Raw genomic sequence first — 21,640 nt, forward strand, 5'->3', positions numbered from 1 at the left:
TCTAATGAACTGTATTCAAGCACGCTTCAACTCCCTGCTAAGCCATAACACCGATGGCAGCTGCCCGCCGCCGGTGCTGACCCCGCAACTGGCCAGTAAACTTATCGACCGACTGGCGCAGCTGCGCCTGTTCGCCCATGCGTATCCCCTCCTCAGCAACCTGACCCATGGCCGGGTCCTGCCAGGTGAGCTGCTGGACTTCGCCTACCGCCATGAGCTGCAAGGGCTGAGCCTGCACTTGCTCGATGGCGAGGCCAACAGCCTGAGCAACATGAACCCGCACCAGTTACTGGAATTCCGCGACAAGGCTGCCAGGCTCGGTCTGGATGTGCATCTGGAAATCAGTAGCACCCGCAAGGAAGATGTCGATCAGGTTATCGCCATTGCCAACGTTCTCGGCACGCGCAACATCCGCGTTTACTCACGCTATGAAGGCCACCTCTCACGGGTTATGGCGCTGATTGAAACTGACCTGCGGTATCTGGCCGAGCAGGCAGACCTGCACGACCTGTTTTTCGACTTCGAGCAACATGAAGAGTTGAAGAGCCATGAGATTGCGCAGTTGCTGCAGCGTCTTGACCATCCACGCCTGCATGCGCTGTTCGACTTCGGCAACATGATCAACGCCTGCGAGCAGCCGTTGCCAGCCCTGCAACAACTGGCCCCGCACATCCGCCAAGTACATATGAAAGGTGTACGCGTGGTGCCCGAGCAAAACGGTTTCGGGCATTACGGTGTGCTGCAAGGCAGCGTCGAAGATCATCTGCCAAGTGCGCGCATGGTGTTCGAACTGCTGATGCTCGGCGAGCACGAGCCGCAGGTTATCGCCTTCATTCTGGAGCAGGAAAACCACTACATCGCGCCAGCTTTCCGCCAGTCGGACGAAGCCGCTGACCCCTTTATCGACTACCGCGAAATGAGCGAAACCGCGCTGCCGCCAGGCTATTGCGTGGAACGGATGATGGATGAGGAACACCAGTGGGCGAACAACCAGATTCGCTATGTGCGCGACCTGCTGGGTGAATTGAAAATGTTGGCTCAACTGACGCTGGGAGAACAAAAATGACCACTCAGTCCAAAGCCAAATGGCTACGCTTTCTGGTCCTCATTCTTGGCGGCGGGACTATCTACAAGCTCGCCAACCTCAAAGACGCTTTCTACGTCCCGATTCAGCAATATATGGGGCTCAGCCACACCGAGCTTGGCACGCTGCTCAGTGCCAATGCCATCATCGCCACCGCCCTGTTCGTGGTCGGCGGGTATCTGGCGGACCGCTTTGATACACGCAAGCTGATCCCCCTGGGCCTGATCGGAACCGGCAGTCTGGGACTGTATCTGGCCACCTTCCCCGGCTTCGACAAGCTGTTGATCGTGTTCTGCCTACTGGCCGTCTGCGCGGACTGCATCTATTGGCCTGCCTTGCTCAAGGCCGTGCGCAACCTTGGCGAGGATAACGAACAAGGTCGCATGTTCGGCTTTCTGGAGGGAGGTCGGGGCATCGTCGATACGCTGGTCGCGTTTTCAGCGCTGGGGGTGTTCGTCGCGATGGGGTCAGGTGAAGCGGGGCTCAAGTCGGCCATCGTGTTCTATTCGTTGGTCGACATCATCGCGGGCATTGTCACCTGGTTCTTGTTGCGCGATAACAAGGCAGCCCCCGTGGTCAAGAAAGAGGCCAGCCTGTCCGGCATGTCCGGGCTGCTTGAAGCGATCAGGATTCCCGGGATCTGGCTGGTCAGCTTCAACGTCTTCATGGTCTACATCGTCTATTGCGGCCTGACTTACTTCATTCCCTACCTCAAGGATATTTATGAGCTGCCGGTCGCACTGGTCGGTGCCTACGGCATCATCAACCAGTACTTCCTCAAGATCCTCGGCGGCCCGGCGGGCGGCTTTATGGCCGACAAGTATTTCAAGAGCCCTTCGCGCTACATGAAGTGGGCATTTCTGGCGCTGCTACCAATCATGGCGTTGATCATGCTGGTGCCAAAGGGCGGGCACTTCATCTATATCGGCATGGCCGCCACGCTGTCCTTCGCACTGATTGTGTTCACCATGCGTGGCGTATTTTGGGCGCCCATGAGTGAAGTGGGCATTCCCCAGCGCATCACCGGTTCGGCCTTCGGTATCGCCTGCTTGATCGGCTACGCCCCCGGGATGTTTGCCTACGTGATCTACGGTTCGATCCTCGATCACTTTCCAGGCCAACAAGGCTACAACTATGTATTCAGCCTGATGAGCCTACTGGCGCTGATCGGCTTTATGGTGTGCGGCCTGCTGCATCGCGCGGTACGTAAAAACATTGCGACCGTCCAGCACACAGCTCTGGCTCAGGCCTGATGAGGCAAGAGCGGGCAAGTGGTGAATGATCTCACCCGCGCCCGCTCTTTTTCACTCGATACATTGCCGTGTCTGCATAGTTGAGCAGTTGCTGGGCCAGCTCTCCATGCTCGGGATAAACGGCGATGCCGATGCTGGCAAAAATGCTGAGCCTATGGCCCTCAATCAGTACGGGCTGACTGAGGTTCAGTCGTAGTTTTTCAGCCACGACCAGCGCGTGCTCCGGCAACGTGAGTTTGGACAGAACCAGCACAAACTCATCACCACTCATCCTGGCGACAGTGTCGCTTTCACGCACGCTACTTCTCAGACGGTGCGCAACCTGTTGCAACAGACCATCACCGACGGCATGCCCGAAGCTGTCGTTGACCCGTTTGAAATGGTCCAGATCCAGATACAGGACGGCCATGCATTCACGCTCACGCTTGGCATGCACCAGCGCGCAGTTCAAACGGTCGTAGAGCAGCGTTCGATTGGGCAAGCGAGTCAAGGCATCGTACTGCGCCAAGTACTGCAAGCGGGCATGCAATTGCTTGCGTTCGATGGCGGCCGCCACCTGGGTCGAGACGTATTGCAGCAGGTCTTGGTGCTGCTCGGTATAACGCTCTTCTCCCTGCGCACTCTTGACCACCAGAGCACCAATAATGCCGTTCTGGGTCGCCAGGGGCACGCCCAGCCATGACGGCATTTTCTCGCCACAACGCAGAATGGACTGACCACCGCGAATGACCAGCTCACTGAGTTGAGTAACCTCCGAGTTTTGCTGCAACGGATGCTCATCAACGTGATAAGGAAAACTCAGCGCACCCTGGCCTTGATCACAAAGCGCAACCGAAAAATTCAATGCCGGCAGCCACTGCGCAATGAGCTGGTGTACTCGCTTGAACAGCGTCAGCAAATCATCGGTTGCGTGGGCGGCTTCCGATATTGCGAAAAGTGCCAACTGGCGCGACTCGGCTTGCTTGCGCTCGGTAATGTCACGGGCTACGGCAATGCGCATCTGATAGGTTTCAGACCAGCGCGCTGACCACAATATATGGGCGACCCGCCCATCCTTGCGGACATAGCGGTTCTCGAAATTCAGCTTGGGTTCGCCTGCCATGATTTCACTGGCAGCGAGCAGTGTGCGCTCACGATCGGCGGGGAAAACCAGATTGATCATGGGCTGGCCAATCAGCTCGCTTGGCTCATAGCCCCAGATACGCTCGCAGGCCGCACTGACATAAACAAAGTGGCCTGCGCGGTCGACCACACACACTGCATCCAGCAGCAAGTCAATAAAACCGGCCTGAAACAGGTAACTTTTGATGTCCATAAGACCGCTTGGTGCCTCAGGGGTAAACATCAACATTCATCCCTGAGCCGTAGATCGCCATGCGTTCCCTGCCACTACTTCATACGATAGTTCGCAATAACCCAGGCAGCGCGTGCATCAAGGCACTGATCGCAAAACCGATAAACATCACCCCGCATAAACGGGTAATCAGCAGCTCATGCCGTTGATAGAGTGCCCTGACATGCCCCGCGCCTACAATGCCTACCAAAATGACGTAGGCCAGCGCCCCACCCACAAAGCTCAATGCAATCAGCCATGGCAGCATGGCCCATGTCAGAAGTTCCGCACGGCTGGAGAGCAATGCAGTAAAGGTCGCCACCGCCACGGGGTACGCCTTGGGATTGGTCAAGCCGAAGAAAATGCCATGGGTAAACGGCTGGCGTGCTGGTCCTTGCTGGGCGACGCTGCCACGCTGGGCGCGAACTGCACGCAGCCCCAGCCAAAACAGGTAAAGGCCGCTGATCAAGCCCAGGACATTAAACGCCGTGCTGCCAAACTCACGGGCGCCCACGATGGCAATCAGCGCCGTACTGCACCAGATCACATCACCCAGCAAATGCCCGCACAAAAAACCGGCTCCGGCGCGTCGCCCGCGTGCGGCACCAATCCCAAATACGGCGAGCACCCCCGGTCCAGGGGTGATGCCGTAGATAAAACCCGAAGCCAGAACGGCCAATAACAGCGAAGGTGTCATGCAAAACGCTCCAAAAAAACATGCTTCACGCGTTTCCGTTACTCGTGAAGTCGCTCGATTTTGCACGTTATGCAGGGTTCTGTAACCGCGTGCCGAGAAAATTCTAGTGCCGACGCCCCAAAATATTCACCACCACCCGATCAACCCAGCCCCAGATGCGCTGCTGCACCCGCTTCCAGAGTGGTCGTGACTGCCAGTCTTGCAGGCTGATGGGCTGGCTCTGCGCGAAGTCGTTGATAAAACTGGCGGCGACCGCCTGGGTGAGCGCAGGGTCGATCGCCTCGAGGTTAGCCTCAAGGTTGAACCGCAGGTTCCAGTGGTCGAAATTGCACGAGCCAATACTGACCCAGTCGTCGATCAGGACCATTTTCAAATGCAGGAAACGGGGCTGATATTCCAGAATCTGTACGCCGGACTTAAGCAAACGCGGGTAATAGCGATGACCGGCATAACGCACGGAGGGATGGTCGGTGCGCGGCCCGGTGAGCAACAACCGCACATCAACACCCCGTGCAGCCGCACGGCGCAGCGAACGACGCACGCTCCAGGTCGGCAAGAAGTAAGGCGTGGCCAGCCAGATTCGTTGTTTTGCGCTGTTGATCGCGCGCACCAGCGATTGCAGGATATCGCGATGTTGATGTGCATCCGCGTAAGCCACGCGCCCCATACCCTGCCCTTCGTCAGGCACCTTGGGCAATCGCGCAAGTCCAAAGTGTGTCGCTGATTTCCACGCCTTGCGACTGATGTTGGCGCGCCATTGACGATCAAACAGCATCTGCCAGTCCAGCACCAACGGGCCTTGAATCTCGACCATGACTTCATGCCAGTCGCAGGTGTTTTCACTGGGGCGCCAAAACTCGTCGGTCACCCCGGTGCCTCCAACCACGGCCAATTGCTGATCCACCAGCAACAGCTTGCGATGATCGCGGTACAGATTATTCAGCCCGCGTCGCCAGCTCAGCGGGTTGTAATACCGGAGTTCGACACCGGCCTCGGTCAATCGCCGGCGCAACCCCAGGCTCAATCCCAGACTGCCATAACCGTCAAACAGGCAGCGCACCCGCACCTCGCGCCAGGCCGCTTGTTCCAGGGCCTGCACGATGGTTTCGGCACAGTCTCCGGCCTCCACCAGATACAACTCCAGATCAATCTGCTCTTGTGCCTGCTCGATGGCTGCCAGCATTCGAGGGAAAAACTGAGGCCCATCGATAAGCAACTCGAACTGGTTGTCGCTACGCCAGCCAAATACCGCGCCAGCCATCTTAGCGAGCCGTGAAAATCAGCACCGCACTCACCGGTACTGAAAAACTGATCGCCGACAGTCCGGCCAATTTGCGCAGGGTTTCGAGCTCCGGTTGCAGACCAAAATCTTCGGCTTGCAGCATCAGCGGCTCAAGAGTCACGACCTGAAAGCGCCGCTCATCAAGACGCGTGGCCAATAACTCGGCCTCATAGGTGTGCTGTTTGCCGCGCAAGCTGACCGTGACCGGCAAGTGCAGCTCCAATTGCGCCCCGGAGGCAAGATCGTTGATCGGTTGCAGATCTATTTGCGCGCTGATTTGCGCTTCGGGGAAGGACTTGAAATCAAACAGCACGTCGCGCATGCGCTCATCACGCAACGGCACCGCACTGTTGACCGAATCCATTTCGATGCGCAATTGCGCATGGCCTTTACGGTCGACTTTGCCGTGCAAGACCAAAAAGCGATGCGCGTTGGCAACATTGGCATTTTGCGTAGTGATAAATGACAGCCGTGATGACTCACCGTCCAGATACCAGTTGGCCTGGGCAGACAGGCTCACACCAAGGGTCAGCAACAAGGTGCAGGCCGCAGATAAAAACGCTTTGAACATAAAAACTCATCACCCAATAAACGTGCGCGAACATTAACCCCAGAGCGCGCTCTTGGCAGTTTTTTTTACACAGTGTTAGAGCCGCAACCCCTATCGACAGTTCCTCTGCCCAGAGCCTGTCATGTAAGCATCATCCAAATGTCATGGCGATGACATTGCACCTGCCTAGCCTGAAGTTGCCCACCTCAGTCGATTCGCAGAAACCCAAGGCAGGCCCGGTGCCTGCACGGAGATTCGCAATGTCCCAGATCGCCCGTATCCGCGAAACTGTTCCAGAACGCCGCCTGCAGGCAGAACGCCTGATCGGACCTGACGCGTTGCGCGAGGCCCAGGCCCTGCGCTTTCGGGTGTTTAGCGACGAGCTGAAGGCCAAACTCAAAGGTGCAGAACACGGTCTGGATGAAGACGGTTACGACGCCTATTGCGAGCATATCGGGGTGCGCGATCTCAATAGCGGCCAATTGGTAGCCACCACCCGCTTGCTGGATCACGGCGCAGCACAGAACATCGGCCACTTTTACAGTGAAGAAGAATTCAACCTGCACGGGCTGGCTCACTTGCAGGGCCCAATTCTTGAAATCGGCCGAACCTGTGTCGACCCAGCCTACCGCAATGGCGGCACCATCACCGTGCTCTGGGGCGAATTGGCTGAAGTACTCAACCAGGGCAATTATCGCTACCTGATGGGCTGCGCCAGCATCCCGATGCAGGATGGCGGTATCCAGGCCCAGGCAATCATGCAGCGTCTGCGCGAACGCTACTTGTGTACTGAACATTTACGCGCCGAGCCGAAAAAGCCATTACCGGCACTGGAAGTACCCGCCAACGTCATCGCCGAAATGCCACCGCTGCTCAAGGCTTATATGCGCCTGGGCGCCAGGATTTGTGGCGAACCCTGCTGGGATGAGGACTTCCAGGTGGCTGACGTGTTTATTCTGCTCAAGCGCGATGAACTCTGCCCGCGTTACGCTCGCCACTTCAAGGCGGCCATGTAATGAGCCGCTTACGCCGATATGGCCGAGTGGCGCGAGTGCTAGGGGTGGTGAGCCTGGGGTTGAGCATGGCTGGAGTGTTCGGGGTACTTGAACGCTTGCGCCTGAACAGCGCGATGGATCGTCGCCAACGCTGGTCGCAGTTTTTTATGGCACGCCTGAGCAATGCCCTGCCCTTTCGCATCACCGTAGTCGGCGAGCTACCTGCAACACCAATGCTATGGGTCAGCAATCACGTGTCATGGACCGATATAGCGCTGCTTGGGCAACTGACCCCGCTGTCCTTCCTGTCCAAATCAGAGGTGCGCAACTGGCCCGTTGCAGGCTGGTTGGCGGCCAAGGCCGGCAGCCTGTTCATTCGCCGGGGCGCGGGCGACAGCCAGTTGATTCGAGAGCAGATGACCCGTCACTTGCAACAACCGCTGTCCCTGTTGATGTTTCCCGAAGGCACGACCACTGACGGGCGCTCGGTACGTACCTTTCACGGCCGTCTGTTAGCGGCAGCGATTGACAGCCAAATGTCGTTGCAGCCTGTAGCCATCCGTTACTTACGTAATGGTGAGGTCGATGCGATAGCACCGTTTATTGGCGATGACGATTTGCTGTCGCATTTGTTGCGCTTGTTTTCCCACGATCAGGCCGACGTCGAGATCCATCTGCTGGAACCTATAGCCTGCCAGCAACAGGAGCGTGCATTGCTGGCGTTCAAGGCCCAGGAAGCGATACGGCGAGTGGTGACAGCACCGATCACGCAAACCGACCCGCTGCCGGAAAGAGTGGGGGCGATGATTTGAGCAGAGGCCTATGCACAGTGAGGTGTGGGCGGCCCCACTACCTCTTCGATGTAGCGCTGTCGCGCATCAAACTGGGGGGCGCCTACGAGAATTCACGTTTTAAAGGATAATTTTCAATTTTTTAAAATCAGTAACTTGCTTCATGTTTGATAAGAGCGGGCTTGCTCGCGATGCAGACGAAGCGGTGAAACGGTAAAGGCCCGTAGCCACTGTCCGGGATTTACCTGAACCACTGCAGTGTACGGTTTTACGACTGCTGCCCAGCCGAACGCAGCCTTCGTTCCTCGACAGCGGCTACAGGATATTGCGCAGCAGTCGTAAATCCTGACAACCGGGTTTAACTGATACACCGCAAAATCTGGTTTTTCGGCACCTGCTACGGACATGCCTTCCGATAGCAACCCGCCGCATACACCTGCAACTGCGGATAAAACAGCCGAAAATCCTCACTGAGCGGTTCGTACAATCCCTTCAAATCCTGCATAGCACCGGCCAGTTCTTCCGGGCGCGACAAGCGTCGAGCTATCCCGTTGAACACTTGCTCCAGCACAGCAAAGTCCCGATACGAACCCAACCAGTCATGAGCAGCCATATGCGGCGCGATAGTGGCAAGCCGCCGTGGCAACTGCTGTTCGGCCACCAGCACCCGATAAAAGTCCGAAGTAAATCGCTCAAGCGGCCCCTCGGCATACTGGCCCCAGTCCCGTGCCAGGCAATGATCGAAAAACACATCCAGCACAATGCCCGCATAACGCCTGCGGGTCCGGGTAAATCGCGACAACGATTGATCAACCAAGGGATGGTTGTCGGTAAATACATCAATGCTGCGGTGCAGTTGAATCCCGTGTTCAATCTCGGGGCTGTACTGACCGTGCAGCCGCCCTTTGACGAAGTCGCCATAGAGGCTGCCAAGTAATTCTTCCGGGCGCTGACCGCCAAGGTGCAGATGTGCGAGATAATTCATGTCGCGCAGTTTAGCACTGCCGCACCAATATCGTTATAACCCGATATATCGATTTGAGCTGATCCTAGATCAATTTCATATTTGTATATCGCGATACGACGATTTAAAGTTCGCCTCATCGCGATATAACGTTGTACCCAATGAGCACTGCCACTATGCCGATTGAACTCGACGAAATAATAAAAGCCCTGGCACACCCAGTACGCCGAGAAATTCTCAAGTCCCTCAAAGACCCTGACACCTCGTTTCCTGACCAGGTCCACTCCACCGAACATGGCGTGTGCGCCGGACAGTTTGACCAACTCTGCGGCCTGTCGCAGTCAACGGTCTCTGCCCACCTGGCAACGCTGCAGCGAGCGGGCCTGATTACCAGCCAAAAGCATGGTCAGTGGCACTTTTTCAAACGCAATGAGGAAACCATCAAGGCCTTCCTCGAACAAATCAGCCAAGAGCTTTAACAAGGACTTTCATGCCCCTCTCGCTACTCATTCTGGCGCTCAGCGCTTTCGCCATCGGGACCACCGAGTTCGTGATCATGGGCTTGCTGCCTGATGTCGCAGCCGACCTTGGCGTATCGATCCCCGGCGCTGGCTGGCTGGTGACCGGTTACGCACTGGGCGTGGCAATCGGGGCTCCGTTCATGGCGCTGGCCACGGCTAAATTGCCGCGCAAGGCTGCCTTGGTCGCGTTGATGGTGATCTTTATCATCGGCAACCTGCTGTGTGCCTTGGCCAGTGACTACAACGTGCTGATGTTTGCCCGCGTAGTGACAGCGCTGTGTCACGGAGCGTTCTTCGGTATTGGCTCAGTTGTGGCTGCAGGCCTGGTACCTGCCAACAAACGCGCGTCAGCAGTGGCCCTGATGTTTACCGGCCTGACCCTGGCCAACGTGCTGGGCGTCCCCCTGGGCACCGCTCTGGGCCAGGCCGCAGGATGGCGCTCGACGTTTTTCGCAGTCACCGTGATTGGTGTCGTGGCGCTGATCGGCCTGATCCGCTTTCTGCCCGCCAAACGTGACGAAGAGAAGCTCGATATGCGTGCCGAGCTGGCCGCACTCAAGGGCGCTGGCATCTGGCTTTCATTGAGCATGACCGCGCTGTTTTCCGCCTCGATGTTCACCCTGTTCACTTACGTAGCGCCCTTGCTCGGTGATGTCACTGGCGTATCGCCAAGCGGCGTGACCTGGACCTTGTTGCTGATCGGCCTTGGCCTGACGGTGGGCAATATCATCGGCGGCAAGCTGGCAGACAAGCGCCTGGCCGCGACCCTGATCGGTGTTTTTATCTCGATGGCCGTGATGTCGACCGTATTGACCTGGACCAGCGTCGCCGTGATTCCAACTGAAATCACCTTGTTCCTGTGGGCCGCCGCCTCCTTTGCCGCCGTACCGGCACTGCAAATCAACGTCGTGACCTTCGGCAAAGCCGCACCCAACCTGGTTTCAACCCTGAATATTGGCGCGTTCAACGTCGGCAATGCACTGGGCGCCTGGGTGGGTGGCAGTGTTATTGCCCACGGCTTCGGCCTCACCAGCGTTCCGCTGGCCGCTGCCGCGCTGGCGATTCTGGCGCTGCTGGTGACCCTGATTACTTTTCGCCAAAACGGCAATGCCGAACTGGCCAGTGCTACAAACTGATCCTTAAGAGGGCTGCATAAATGACCACGATTTTCGATCCGATCAAGCTGGGCGATCTTGAACTGCCCAACCGCATCATCATGGCTCCGCTGACCCGCTGCCGCGCCGATGAAGGTCGGGTTCCCAATGCGCTGATGGCTGAATACTACGTTCAGCGCGCTTCTGCCGGCCTGATCCTGAGCGAAGCCACTTCGGTAACAGCCATGGGCGTCGGTTATCCGGATACCCCGGGCATCTGGTCCAACGATCAGGTCCGTGGCTGGACCAACATCACCAAGGCGGTGCATGCAGCCGGTGGGCGGATTGCGTTGCAGTTGTGGCATGTGGGGCGTATCTCGCACCCGATGTACCTGAATGGCGAAGCGCCTGTAGCCCCAAGCGCCATTGCTGCCAAAGGTCACGTCAGCCTGGTTCGTCCAAAGGCTGATTTCCCGACGCCACGGGCGCTGGAAACCGCCGAGATCGCTGATGTTGTCGAGGCCTACCGCACGGGTGCCGAAAACGCCAAGGCCGCCGGGTTTGATGGTGTCGAAATTCATGGTGCCAATGGCTACCTGCTCGACCAGTTCCTGCAAAGCAGCACCAACAAACGTACCGACCAATATGGGGGCAGCGTAGAGAACCGCGCTCGCCTGTTGCTCGAAGTTACCGATGCCGCCATCGACGTCTGGGGCGCTGGCCGTGTTGGCGTGCATTTGTCGCCTCGTGCCGACTTGCACGACATGGGTGATGACAACCTGGCTGAAACCTTTGGTTATGTCGCCCGCGAACTGGGCAAGCGCGGTATCGCCTACATCTGCTCCCGCGAACACGCAGCGCCAGACAGCCTTGGCCCGCAGCTCAAGGAAGCCTTTGGCGGCCCGTATATCGTCAACGAAAGCTTCACCAAAGACAGCGCCAATGCTTGGCTGGCCGCGGGCAAGGCGGATGCCGTTGCCTTCGGCGTGCCTTTTATCGCCAACCCAGACCTGCCTGCACGCCTGAAGATCGATGCACCGCTCAATGAAGCGCATCCAGAGAGCTTTTACTCCAAAGGCTCGGTGGGCTACATCGACTACCCAACGCTGTAAGCACATGGCATGTGTGCCCTGAAGAGGCATCAGCGTTAACGGGACATTCTGGCACCACAAAACAAAGCGCCCGAGGTCAATGACCTCGGGCGCTTTGCTGTTAGCGATTCGCTGATGCGTAATAGTGCGAGTGGTCACACGACCTTTTTTCGGGCGAAAAAAGGGGCGGTTTGACCCGCCCACATTTTTTCCCTAGTCCCTTTTTTTCCTTCTCATCATCCTGATGAATCGCATCCCGCGATGTCCATCTGCGTTCTTCCTTGAGCGCCGCGTCGATCCGTCGACACAACTTAGATACTAGAGTTTTATTGAATTGCTGCAAGCACAGCAGTTATAGATATTTATTACATAGCAGTTATAAACTAAAATAAAAAATCGTTATATTTCAAACAATTATATTCAATAGCATACATAAAAAAGGTGCTATCCCACCCTGATAGAGCTCTCGGCTTACGCAAAAGGTAAGCAAAGGCTTACAGCAATACGCAGATAATATTCAATATCGTCCGTAACATTGCTTTTCAAGACTTATCCGAATGATCCCTTTATGCCCTACCCCAACAGCAGCCATTTGACCCTGCATTTCAACCGGCATTGATACTAAATATGCACCGAAGAGCATCCCGCTGAATTCAAGACACAAAAAACCCCGAGTCGCTCGGGGTTTTTGGTTGATACGCCTAGCTTGTTACTGGAACAGCGACTCGCTCGACAAACCGTTGCGTTCAAGGATTTCGCGCAACCGCTTGAGCCCCTCGACCTGGATTTGCCGCACGCGTTCGCGCGTCAGGCCAATTTCCAAACCTACATCTTCAAGGGTGCTGCTCTCATGACCACGCAACCCGAAACGACGAATAACGACCTCACGCTGCTTGTCTGTGAGCTCAGAAAGCCACTGGTCAATACTTTGCGATAGGTCATCGTCCTGAAGCAGCTCACAAGGATCTGTAGGGCGGTCATCCGTCAGGGTATCGAGCAGTGTTTTGTCAGAGTCCGGGCCTAGAGAAACGTCTACCGATGACACCCGCTCATTGAGCCCAAGCATGCGCTTGACCTCGGCAACAGGTTTTTCCAGCAGGTTGGCGATTTCTTCAGGGGACGGTTCGTGATCGAGCTTTTGCGTGAGTTCACGCGCTGCTCGCAGATAGACGTTGAGTTCTTTGACAACATGGATCGGTAAACGAATGGTACGGGTCTGGTTCATGATCGCCCGTTCAATCGTTTGGCGAATCCACCAAGTGGCGTAAGTCGAAAAGCGAAACCCGCGTTCGGGATCAAATTTCTCGACAGCCCGAATCAGCCCAAGGTTGCCCTCCTCGATCAGATCCAGCAGCGACAAACCACGATTGACGTACCGACGGGCGATTTTCACCACCAGCCGCAAGTTGCTTTCAATCATGCGCTTGCGCCCGGCCGGATCTCCACTTTGCGACAAACGCGCAAAATGAACTTCTTCTGCAGGGGATAGCAGCGGGGAGAAGCCAATTTCATTGAGGTACAACTGGGTCGCATCAAGCGCCCGTGTGTAGTCAATGTACTTGTGCTGTTTGGTGACTGGTGCTTTTTTGGACTTGGTTCGAGCTGGAGGGGTTGAATCGTCTTCTTCTGACATCAAGTCGCTATCGATGCTGGAGTCCATAAGGAGCACCTCATCGTCGATGTCAAACCCCGGCGCTTCTTTATTGAGAGCCATTTCTATAGTCCTTTGGTGAGTTCGACCTCAAGCTCGAGCATCGCCTTAATCCTTGGCAATGCTTGAGCCTGTTCCTTAACCAGAGCAGGAACAGGCTGGTAACCGATCAACGACGTGGAAGGAATTGCAGTGGATCTACAGGTTTACCTTGGCGGCGAATTTCAAAGTGAAGTTTCACCCGGTCTGTACCAGTTGACCCCATTTCGGCAATTGTCTGTCCAACCTTGACCTGCTGCCCCTCCCGAACCAAAAGCCTGCGGTTATGACCGTAGGCGCTGACATAGGTATCACTGTGTTTGATGATGATCAGTTCGCCGTAGCCCCTCAATCCACTGCCAGCGTAAACAACCGAACCATCAGACGCAGCTAAAACAGGCTGTCCCAAATCACCGGCGATATCAATACCTTTATTCAAACTACCGTTTGAAGAAAATTTGCCTATCAAAATGCCATTAGAAGGCCATCCCCAACCCTTCGGTGCGGGACCTGCCGGCAGTGGCGCGACAGCCGCCGGCGCCGCTACGACAGCGCCTGGACGCTTGATAACGGTGGTCTTGCTACCCGAAGAAGACGACACCACAGTGGTGGAAGTGCCACCTGCAGGCAGGGTTCCGGAGCGTCCGTCAAAGCGAATTGATTGACCTGGGACAATAGTGAACGGAGCCGCAATATTGTTACGTGCGGCCAGCGCTTTCCAGTCCCAGCCGTAGCGAAACGCAATCGAGAACAGGGTATCGCCACGACGCACGACGTACTGCCCTGTGGTCACTGCCGGGCGCTGAGCCACCCCATTGCGGTCAACGACGTTTACGCCATTTTTCGGGGTGCTGGAGCACGCCGCCAACAAAGCCAGCGTGGCACTCAGGAACAGACCGACCACCAGTCTCTGATAGCTTTTGGTACTCATACGCTGCGCAATGACTGTGAGACTCACCCGCCGCTCCCTTTGAAGATGGCTAAAGATAAATAATAGACGCCAGTACTGGCCATGATTTGGCGCAAGTATAACTGGCTACAGGGCTTTTACAGACGGCAAAGCCGAATCATGAAAACAACTGTCAAGCATTGGGCGGCGTGTTGGCGCTGCGCAGTATGACCTGCGCCCAGTCCTATAATTCACTCAGACCAGGCAAAGACTCAGGCCAATGGCCCATTGAGCAGCGGTACAAAGCGCACATTGCCGATCACTCTCCGGGCGAAACCGTGCTCTTCGCGAACAATCAACATCAATTGCTGCACCTCACCCGCGCCTACCGGAATCACCAGACGCCCACCGGGGGCAAGCTGGTCGAGCAATGCCTGCGGTACATCGGTCGCCACTGCCGTCACGATAATGCCGTTGTAGGGCGCCAGCGCAGGCCAGCCCTCCCAGCCATCGCCCCAGCGAAATACCACGTTGCGCAGGTTGAGCTCGAGCAGTCGCTCCTTGGCCCGATCCTGCAATACCTTGATGCGTTCAACCGAAAATATGCGTTCAACCAGTTGCGAGAGCACAGCAGTTTGATAACCCGACCCGGTGCCGATCTCCATTACCTTGTCCAGCGGCCCGTCTTCAAGCAGCAGCTCGCTCATGCGCGCCACCATGTAAGGCTGGGAAATGGTCTGGTTATTACCGATCGGCAGCGCCGTGTCTTCGTAGGCCCGGTGTGCCAGAGCTTCATCCACAAACAGATGTCGTGGCGTACGACGAATGACCTCAAGCACGTTCTGGTTAACGATGCCCTCTTCACGCAGACGCTGAATCAGCCGCTCGCGGGTACGCTCAGAGGTCATGCCAATGCCGCGGTGCATCATGCCATCCTGCTCGCGCGCCATCAGCCCATACCCTCCAGCCAGCCATTGAGGCTTTTGAAACCATCACCAAAGGTGCGGTCCAGTTGCAGCGGTGTGATCGACACATACCCCTGCATCACCGCGTGGAAGTCCGTACCCGGCCCACCGTCTTCGACGTCCCCCGCCGCGGCAATCCAGTAGCCGGCCTTGCCGCGCGGATCGACCATTCGTACCGGCGCCGCAGCCCGTGCCCGGTGCCCAAGACGGGTGAGCTGAATGCCGCGAATCTTCTCGAGTGGCAAGTTGGGAATATTCACATTGAGGACGGTACGCGGTGGCAGTTCCAGCGATGCGTGGGCCTCAAGCAATTTGCGGGCAAAAAAAGCCGCGGTCGGCAAGTTGTCTACCTGACGCGATACCAGCGAAAAGGCAAATGAAGGACGATCCAGAAAACGCCCCTCCAGCGCTGCCGCCACGGTGCCTGAATACAACACGTCATCACCCAGGTTGGCGCCCAGGTTAATCCCGGACACCACCATATCCGGCTGCTGCTCCAGCAAGCCGTGAAGGCCCAGATGCACGCAATCGGTCGGGGTGCCATTAATGCTGATAAAGCCATTGGCCAACGTGTGCGGATGCAGCGGCCGGTCCAGCGTCAGCGAACTGCTCGCCCCGCTTTTGTCTTGATCAGGGGCAATCACCACACACTCGGCGTAATCGGCCAGCGCACCGTAGAGCGCAGCCAACCCCGGGGCTGTGACCCCATCATCGTTTGAAATCAGAATACGCATAGGCTATCCGCTTGATCCAAAGGCACCAGATCAACAAGCTCGCGCACCAGAACAGTGGCGAAGCATCCGGCCGGCAGAACAAATTCCAGTTGCAGAATGTCAGGCTGCGGATAATGCCACGTCAACCGGCCAATGGGCAGTCGCAGGATGCGTCGCTCATGGCTCATGCCCGCGCGAACCAGCCAGTCGCGCAAATCGGCTTCGCGCTCTGCGATCGATTGCTCAAGCGTATGGGTCACGCCGGTGGTCGGCGACTCACCCTCGCCCCACTGCGGGCCGGTAGGGTGCAGATCGAGGATAGCCAGTCGCGGATCGCTGCATTCAGCTTCGCCCGCCGGGAAAAAACTGCGGCTGTCGGTAAAGGCCAGCAAATCACCGACCTGAGCCCGCTGCCAGCTACCATCGGCCACGCGTGCCGCCAGCACCTGATTGAACAGATAGCTGCGAGCGGTGGAGAGTAACCGCGAACGCACGTTACGCTGCTCAGGCAAGGCTTTGCGCGCCGCATAATCGCGGGCTTCGCCCAGATTGCCGCCCTGCCAGCCGAAACGCTGGGTGCCGAAGTAGTTCGGTACGCCCTGCTTGGCTATCAGTTGCAGGCGCTGTTCCAGTGCATCCTTGTCCCCGGCCATTTGCGTCAGACGCAGAGTAAAGCCGTTGGCCGCATGGGCTCCACGCTGCAATTTGCGTTTGTGGCGCGAGCTCTTGAGAATTTTCAGGGTGTCGTTTTCAGCGCCCGACAAATCAGGGTCTGCCTTGCCCGGCAGTTGCACGCTGAACCATTGGCGGGTTAACGCCTGACGGTCCTTGAGGCCTGCGTAGCTGACAGTGCGCAAAGGCACGCCTGCCGCCTTGGCGATTCGGCGCGCGGCCTCTTCGGTGTTCAGGCCGCGTTTCTCGACCCACAACCACAGGTGTTCACCGTCTCCGGACAGCGGTATATCAAGCACTTCGTCGACTTGAAAATCTTCAGCCGTCGCTTTGAGCACTGCCGTGCCCAATGCCTCGCCATAGGCCCGTGGACCGAGCAAATCAGACTCGTTCATGCGCGAACCAACAACGCAATGGAGTGCACCGCGATACCTTCTTCACGCCCAACGAAACCAAGCTTTTCAGTGGTCGTAGCCTTTACGTTTACCTGGTCCAAATCAACCTCTAGATCCGCCGCAATCAGCGCACGCATCGTTTCAATATGCGGCGCCATTTTCGGCGCCTGGGCAATGATGGTGTTGTCGACGTTGCCGACTTTCCAGCCCTTGGCATGGATCAGACCAACGACATGACGCAACAGGACGCGACTATCGGCGCCCTTGAAGGTCGGATCGGTGTCCGGAAAGTGTTTGCCGATGTCGCCAAGCGCCGCAGCACCCAGCAAGGCATCGCTAAGGGCGTGCAAAAGCACATCGCCATCAGAGTGGGCAAGCAGCCCGAATTTGTGGGAGATCCGCACGCCGCCCAACGTAATGAAATCGCCTTCAGCGAAACAGTGCACATCATAGCCGTGGCCAATACGCATAAAAAAACGCCCCGATTAAGTCAGGGCGTGATTCTACCTACTTTGACCAACATTAGGCGCTAAGTGCGCTCGCGTGATGCCGCAAGTGGTCATCAATAAAGCTGGCGATGAAGAAATAGCTGTGGTCGTAGCCCGGCTGCAGGCGCAGGGTCAGCGGATAATCCGCCAATCTGGCGGCCTGCTGCAGTGCTTCAGGCTTGAGTTGCACGGCCAAAAAGTCATCCCGATCACCTTGATCTACCAGCAATGGCAACTTCTCACGAGCCTCACTGATCAACACGCTCGCATCCCACTCACGCCAGCGCGAACGCTCGTCACCCAAATAGTTGGAGAACGCTTTTTGCCCCCACGGGCAATCCATCGGATTACTGATCGGCGCAAAGGCTGATACCGACTGATAGCGCCCAGGGTTGCGCAGCGCACAGACCAAAGCGCCGTGGCCGCCCATCGAGTGGCCGCTGATGCCACGCTTTTGCGAAGCCGGGAAATGCGCTTCGACCAAGGCTGGCAACTCCTGCACCACATAATCGTGCATCCGATAATGTTGTGCCCAAGGCTCTTGAGTGGCGTTCAGATAGAAACCTGCGCCCAGCCCAAAGTCCCAGGCACTCTGCGGGTCATCCGGCACCCCCTCGCCACGCGGGCTGGTGTCGGGCGCCACGATAATCAGCCCCAGCTCGGCAGCCATTTTCATGGCACCTGCCTTGTGCATAAAATTCTCGTCGTTACAGGTCAGGCCCGACAACCAGTACAGCACCGGTAACTTGGCGCCCTGCTCGGCCTGCGGCGGCAAGTACACGGCGAATACCATGTCACAGCCCAGTACTTCAGAGCGATGCTTGTAACGCTTGTGCCAGCCGCCAAAGCTTTTTTGGCAGGAGATATTTTCCAATGTCATGGGCAGCTCCAGGCTTTCAGCTGCAAGCCACAAGTTAAAAGCAGGCAAGGTCTATCACCCGCTGCAGCTTATAGCTTGCAACTTGCAGCTCTTCGTCAGAAGTGGATTACGGTGCGAATGCTTTTGCCTTCATGCATCAGGTCAAATGCCTTATTGATATCTTCCAGGCCCATGGTGTGGGTGATGAAAGTATCCAGCGGGATCTCGCCGCTTTGCGCCATGTCGACATAGCTTGGCAATTCGCTGCGACCGCGCACACCGCCGAACGCCGAACCGCGCCAGACGCGGCCAGTCACCAGCTGGAATGGACGGGTTGAAATTTCCTGGCCTGCACCGGCTACGCCGATAATCACGGACTCGCCCCAACCCTTGTGGCAACACTCCAGTGCCGCACGCATCAGCTGTACATTACCGATGCACTCGAACGAGAAGTCGACGCCGCCGTCGGTCATGTCGACGATCACATCCTGAATCGGGCGATCGAAATCTTTCGGGTTTACGCAATCGGTGGCACCTAACTGGCGGGCAATTTCAAACTTGGCCGGGTTGATGTCGATGGCAATAATCCGCGCAGCCTTGGCTTTTACGGCGCCGATCACTGCAGACAGACCAATACCGCCCAGGCCGAAAATCGCCACGGTATCGCCCGGTTTGACCTTGGCGGTGTTGAGAACCGCACCGATCCCGGTGGTGACGCCGCAACCCAGCAGGCACACCTTCTCAAGGGGTGCATCTTTCTGAATTTTCGCGACCGAAATCTCCGGCAGCACGGTGTATTCCGAAAACGTCGAAGTACCCATGTAATGGAAAATCGGCTGACCTTTGTAGGAGAAGCGCGTAGTGCCGTCCGGCATCAGGCCCTTGCCTTGAGTCGAGCGAATCGCCTGACACAGGTTGGTCTTGCCCGACAGGCAGAATTTACACTTGCCGCACTCAGGTGTGTAAAGCGGGATGACATGATCACCGACCGCAACCGAAGTCACGCCTTCACCGATCGCTTCAACGATGGCGCCGCCTTCGTGGCCCAGGATCGACGGGAAGATGCCTTCCGGATCCGCACCGGACAAGGTGTAAGCATCGGTATGGCAAACACCCGACGCAACAACCCGCAGCAGCACTTCGCCAGCCTTTGGCATGGCAACGTCAACTTCCACGATTTCCAGCGGCTTTTTGGCCTCAAACGCTACGGCAGCACGTGACTTGATCATCAATCGTCTCCAGCAAAGTAAAAACAAGACGCCGAGTGTAAATCAGCGCTGAGTGATTAATAATCCAGACAAAAGCAAAACATTATTGCCATACAGGGATAATCATCCATGAATGAGAACCGTTGGGAAGGTATCGACGAGTTTGTCGCCGTGGCCGAGTGCGGCCAATTCACAGCGGCGGCCGAGCGCCTTGGCGTCTCTTCATCCCATATCAGCCGGCAGGTGGCGCGCCTCGAAGAGCGCCTGCAAACGCGTCTGTTTTATCGCAGCACCCGAAAGGTGACGCTGACCGAAGCCGGGCAAACTTTTTTGCAACACTGCCAGCGCCTGCAAGATGGACGGGAAGAGGCGCTGAGAGCGGTCGGTGATCTGGCCAGCGAACCCAAGGGCATGCTGCGCATGACGTGTGCGGTAGCTTATGGCGAGCGATTTATCGTGCCTTTGGTCACCCGCTTTATGGGGTTGTACCCACAATTGCGGGTCGATATAGAACTCAGCAACCGGCCATTGGACCTGGTGCATGAAAGCCTTGACCTGGCAATTCGTTTGGGCCGTTTGCAAGATTCGAGATTGGTAGCCACCCGCCTCGCCCCCAGGCGCATGTATGTCTGCGCATCGCCTTCCTACCTGGAACATTACGGCCGCCCCCATAGCCTGTCGGAATTGAGCCGGCATAACTGCCTGATTGGCAGCTCCGATCTGTGGCAATTACAGCAGGACGGACGCGAGTTTTCGCAACGGGTGCAGGGTAATTGGCGCTGCAACAGCGGGCAGGCGGTACTGGATGCAGCGTTACAGGGTGTGGGGCTGTGTCAGTTGCCGGATTACTACGTGCTGGAGCATTTGAAGAGCGGTGCATTGGTGTCTCTGCTCGACACCCACCAGCCGCCCAACACTGCGGTCTGGGCGCTGTACCCACAACAGCGGCACTTGTCGCCAAAAGTCAGAAAACTGGTGGATTACCTTAAGGAAGGTTTGGCGAAGCGGGAGGAGTATCTGACGCTATCTCTGTAGCCGCTGCCGAAGGAACGAGGCTGCGTTCCTTCGACAGCAGTTACATGCTCAGCGATTAAGCCAACGCAAACGCAGCCATTCCAGGTCTTCCGGGCGGGTGACCTTGATGTTGTCCGAACGCCCTTCGATCAGGCGCGGGGCCAGACCGGCCCACTCCATCGCCGAAGATTCGTCAGTGATGGTCGCATCTGCCACCAGGCTGTCAGCCAAGGCACGATGCAAGGCCCCCAAGCGAAACATCTGCGGTGTATAGGCCTGCCAGATCAAACTGCGATCAACGGTTTCAACTGCGCGACCATTTTTGTCGACGCGCTTGAGTGTGTCCCGCGCAGGAACAGCCAGCAAACCACCCACAGGATCGTCAGCCAATTCACTCAGCAGTTTGTTCAGGTCTTCACGTGACAGGTTTGGCCGTGCCGCATCATGGACCAACACCCAATCGTCATCCGCAGCGCCTTGGGCATGCAGATACAACAACGCATTGAGCACGGAATCCGCCCGCTCGCGCCCGCCATCCACCCGCACTACACGAGGGTCAGCGGCACATGGCAAAGCTGGCCAAAAGGGATCATCAAACGCGACGCTGACCACCAGCCCCTTAAAGCCGGGATGGTCGAGAAAACAGCTGATGCTGTGTTCGAGAATACTGCGCCCGCCCAACTGCAAATATTGCTTGGGACGGTCCGCGGCCATACGGGCACCAACACCCGCGGCAGGAATCACGGCCCAGAAGGCCGGTGTTGGATAGCTCATTGGGCCAACTGATAGAGGGTTTCACCCTCCTTGATCATGCCCAACTCATGGCGAGCACGCTCTTCAACGGTCTCCATGCCTTTTTTCAGCTCCAGCACTTCCGCATCCAGGACGCGGTTACGCTCCAGCAAAATTTCATTTTCAGCATGTTGATCGGCTATTTGCTGGGTCAGGTCGGTAACCTGCGCCAAACTGCCATTCCCCACCCACAGGCGATACTGCAGGCCAGCGAGCAGCAAGAGCAAGATGAGAAACAACCAATTGGGACTGCGCATCGAATATCAGGTATCCAGTAAAAAGACAGCCATGCCGACAAAC

At 56.9% G+C, this 21,640-nt stretch carries 23 protein-coding genes; 8 read left to right on the top strand and 15 right to left on the bottom strand.

Annotation, left to right across the window (positions count from 1 at the left end; genetic code table 11):
• Positions 1–4 precede the first annotated feature (4 nt).
• On the top strand, positions 5–1,066 hold the full coding sequence (locus tag V6L79_RS22190) for a TIM barrel protein (RefSeq protein WP_321837566.1): 1,062 nt from the start codon (positions 5–7) through the stop codon (positions 1,064–1,066).
• Positions 1,063–2,337: an MFS transporter gene (locus V6L79_RS22195; RefSeq protein WP_261739418.1), complete on the top strand. Its 1,275-nt coding sequence runs from the start codon at positions 1,063–1,065 to the stop codon at positions 2,335–2,337. Before V6L79_RS22190 ends, V6L79_RS22195 begins: the two co-directional genes overlap by 4 nt.
• A 31-nt stretch (positions 2,338–2,368) precedes the next feature.
• Here the strand turns inward: V6L79_RS22195 and V6L79_RS22200 are convergent, their stop codons facing one another.
• From V6L79_RS22200 to V6L79_RS22215, 4 genes are all read right to left on the bottom strand, one after another.
• Complete coding sequence (locus tag V6L79_RS22200; protein WP_261739419.1) at positions 2,369–3,652, bottom strand: diguanylate cyclase domain-containing protein; 1,284 nt, start codon at positions 3,650–3,652, stop codon at positions 2,369–2,371.
• Between the two features lie 79 nt (positions 3,653–3,731).
• Complete coding sequence (locus V6L79_RS22205; RefSeq protein ID WP_261739420.1) at positions 3,732–4,367, bottom strand: LysE family translocator; 636 nt, start codon at positions 4,365–4,367, stop codon at positions 3,732–3,734.
• A gap of 103 nt (positions 4,368–4,470) precedes the next feature.
• Positions 4,471–5,628, bottom strand: a complete 1,158-nt coding sequence (locus tag V6L79_RS22210) for a phosphatidylserine/phosphatidylglycerophosphate/cardiolipin synthase family protein (RefSeq protein ID WP_261739421.1) — start codon at positions 5,626–5,628, stop codon at positions 4,471–4,473.
• 1 nt (position 5,629) lies between these two features.
• A complete protein-coding gene (locus V6L79_RS22215; RefSeq protein ID WP_261739422.1) occupies positions 5,630–6,220 on the bottom strand; it encodes a YceI family protein in 591 nt (196 codons plus the stop codon).
• A gap of 239 nt (positions 6,221–6,459) precedes the next feature.
• Here V6L79_RS22215 and olsB point away from each other — a divergent pair, with 239 nt between their 5' ends.
• Both olsB and V6L79_RS22225 read left to right on the top strand, forming a co-directional pair.
• On the top strand, positions 6,460–7,215 hold the full coding sequence (gene olsB, locus V6L79_RS22220) for an L-ornithine N(alpha)-acyltransferase (RefSeq protein ID WP_261739423.1): 756 nt from the start codon (positions 6,460–6,462) through the stop codon (positions 7,213–7,215).
• Positions 7,215–8,006 (top strand): 1-acyl-sn-glycerol-3-phosphate acyltransferase, encoded by a 792-nt coding sequence (locus V6L79_RS22225; protein ID WP_261739424.1) that lies wholly within the window; start codon positions 7,215–7,217, stop codon positions 8,004–8,006. The genes olsB and V6L79_RS22225 overlap by 1 nt, the downstream gene beginning before the upstream one ends.
• A 376-nt stretch (positions 8,007–8,382) precedes the next feature.
• Here the strand turns inward: V6L79_RS22225 and V6L79_RS22230 are convergent, their stop codons facing one another.
• Entirely contained in the window at positions 8,383–8,970 is a 588-nt protein-coding gene (locus V6L79_RS22230; protein ID WP_321834325.1) for an ACP phosphodiesterase, read from the bottom strand.
• A gap of 155 nt (positions 8,971–9,125) precedes the next feature.
• Between V6L79_RS22230 and V6L79_RS22235 the strand changes: the two genes are divergently transcribed.
• Genes V6L79_RS22235 through V6L79_RS22245 form a run of 3 tightly spaced genes read left to right on the top strand, consistent with a single transcriptional unit; the run spans position 9,126 to position 11,676 of the window.
• Positions 9,126–9,428 carry a helix-turn-helix transcriptional regulator gene (locus tag V6L79_RS22235; protein ID WP_261742484.1) on the top strand — a complete coding sequence of 101 codons (303 nt, stop codon included), beginning with the start codon at positions 9,126–9,128 and terminating at the stop codon, positions 9,426–9,428.
• An 11-nt stretch (positions 9,429–9,439) separates the two neighbouring features.
• Entirely contained in the window at positions 9,440–10,606 is a 1,167-nt protein-coding gene (locus V6L79_RS22240; protein WP_261739426.1) for an MFS transporter, read from the top strand.
• 20 nt (positions 10,607–10,626) lie between these two features.
• Positions 10,627–11,676, top strand: coding sequence for an alkene reductase (locus V6L79_RS22245; protein ID WP_338579530.1), 1,050 nt, complete (start codon positions 10,627–10,629; stop codon positions 11,674–11,676).
• A gap of 688 nt (positions 11,677–12,364) precedes the next feature.
• Here V6L79_RS22245 and rpoS read toward each other — a convergent pair.
• The 8 genes from rpoS to V6L79_RS22285 form a co-directional block, all read right to left on the bottom strand.
• Complete coding sequence (rpoS, locus tag V6L79_RS22250) at positions 12,365–13,369, bottom strand: RNA polymerase sigma factor RpoS (protein WP_261739428.1); 1,005 nt, start codon at positions 13,367–13,369, stop codon at positions 12,365–12,367.
• Between the two features lie 106 nt (positions 13,370–13,475).
• On the bottom strand, positions 13,476–14,303 hold the full coding sequence (locus V6L79_RS22255) for a peptidoglycan DD-metalloendopeptidase family protein (protein ID WP_261739429.1): 828 nt from the start codon (positions 14,301–14,303) through the stop codon (positions 13,476–13,478).
• Between the two features lie 203 nt (positions 14,304–14,506).
• Positions 14,507–15,142 carry a protein-L-isoaspartate(D-aspartate) O-methyltransferase gene (locus V6L79_RS22260; protein ID WP_169845246.1) on the bottom strand — a complete coding sequence of 212 codons (636 nt, stop codon included), beginning with the start codon at positions 15,140–15,142 and terminating at the stop codon, positions 14,507–14,509.
• A 41-nt stretch (positions 15,143–15,183) separates the two neighbouring features.
• Entirely contained in the window at positions 15,184–15,933 is a 750-nt protein-coding gene (surE, locus tag V6L79_RS22265) for a 5'/3'-nucleotidase SurE (RefSeq protein ID WP_261739430.1), read from the bottom strand.
• The gene (gene truD, locus V6L79_RS22270; RefSeq protein WP_321834333.1) at positions 15,921–16,979 is read right to left on the bottom strand and encodes a tRNA pseudouridine(13) synthase TruD; all 1,059 of its coding nucleotides are present in this window, start codon (positions 16,977–16,979) and stop codon (positions 15,921–15,923) included. Before truD ends, surE begins: the two co-directional genes overlap by 13 nt.
• On the bottom strand, positions 16,976–17,449 hold the full coding sequence (gene ispF / locus V6L79_RS22275) for a 2-C-methyl-D-erythritol 2,4-cyclodiphosphate synthase (protein ID WP_048359885.1): 474 nt from the start codon (positions 17,447–17,449) through the stop codon (positions 16,976–16,978). The genes truD and ispF overlap by 4 nt, the downstream gene beginning before the upstream one ends.
• A gap of 52 nt (positions 17,450–17,501) precedes the next feature.
• Positions 17,502–18,347, bottom strand: coding sequence for an S-formylglutathione hydrolase (gene fghA / locus V6L79_RS22280; protein ID WP_405046605.1), 846 nt, complete (start codon positions 18,345–18,347; stop codon positions 17,502–17,504).
• A 95-nt stretch (positions 18,348–18,442) separates the two neighbouring features.
• Positions 18,443–19,555: an S-(hydroxymethyl)glutathione dehydrogenase/class III alcohol dehydrogenase gene (locus tag V6L79_RS22285; protein ID WP_261739432.1), complete on the bottom strand. Its 1,113-nt coding sequence runs from the start codon at positions 19,553–19,555 to the stop codon at positions 18,443–18,445.
• Positions 19,556–19,663: 108 nt separating this feature from the next.
• On the opposite strand from V6L79_RS22285, the gene V6L79_RS22290 reads away from it, so the two are divergent.
• Positions 19,664–20,569 (top strand): LysR substrate-binding domain-containing protein, encoded by a 906-nt coding sequence (locus tag V6L79_RS22290; RefSeq protein WP_261739433.1) that lies wholly within the window; start codon positions 19,664–19,666, stop codon positions 20,567–20,569.
• Positions 20,570–20,617: 48 nt separating this feature from the next.
• On the opposite strand, the gene ispD is transcribed toward V6L79_RS22290, so the two are convergent.
• The gene (gene ispD / locus V6L79_RS22295; protein ID WP_338579531.1) at positions 20,618–21,322 is read right to left on the bottom strand and encodes a 2-C-methyl-D-erythritol 4-phosphate cytidylyltransferase; all 705 of its coding nucleotides are present in this window, start codon (positions 21,320–21,322) and stop codon (positions 20,618–20,620) included.
• On the bottom strand, positions 21,319–21,597 hold the full coding sequence (gene ftsB / locus V6L79_RS22300; RefSeq protein ID WP_261739435.1) for a cell division protein FtsB: 279 nt from the start codon (positions 21,595–21,597) through the stop codon (positions 21,319–21,321). Before ftsB ends, ispD begins: the two co-directional genes overlap by 4 nt.
• Positions 21,598–21,640: the final 43 nt, after the last annotated feature.

This window comes from Pseudomonas sp. ML2-2023-6 (genome assembly GCF_037055265.1).
Classification (GTDB): Bacteria; Pseudomonadota; Gammaproteobacteria; order Pseudomonadales; family Pseudomonadaceae; genus Aquipseudomonas; species Aquipseudomonas kulmbachensis.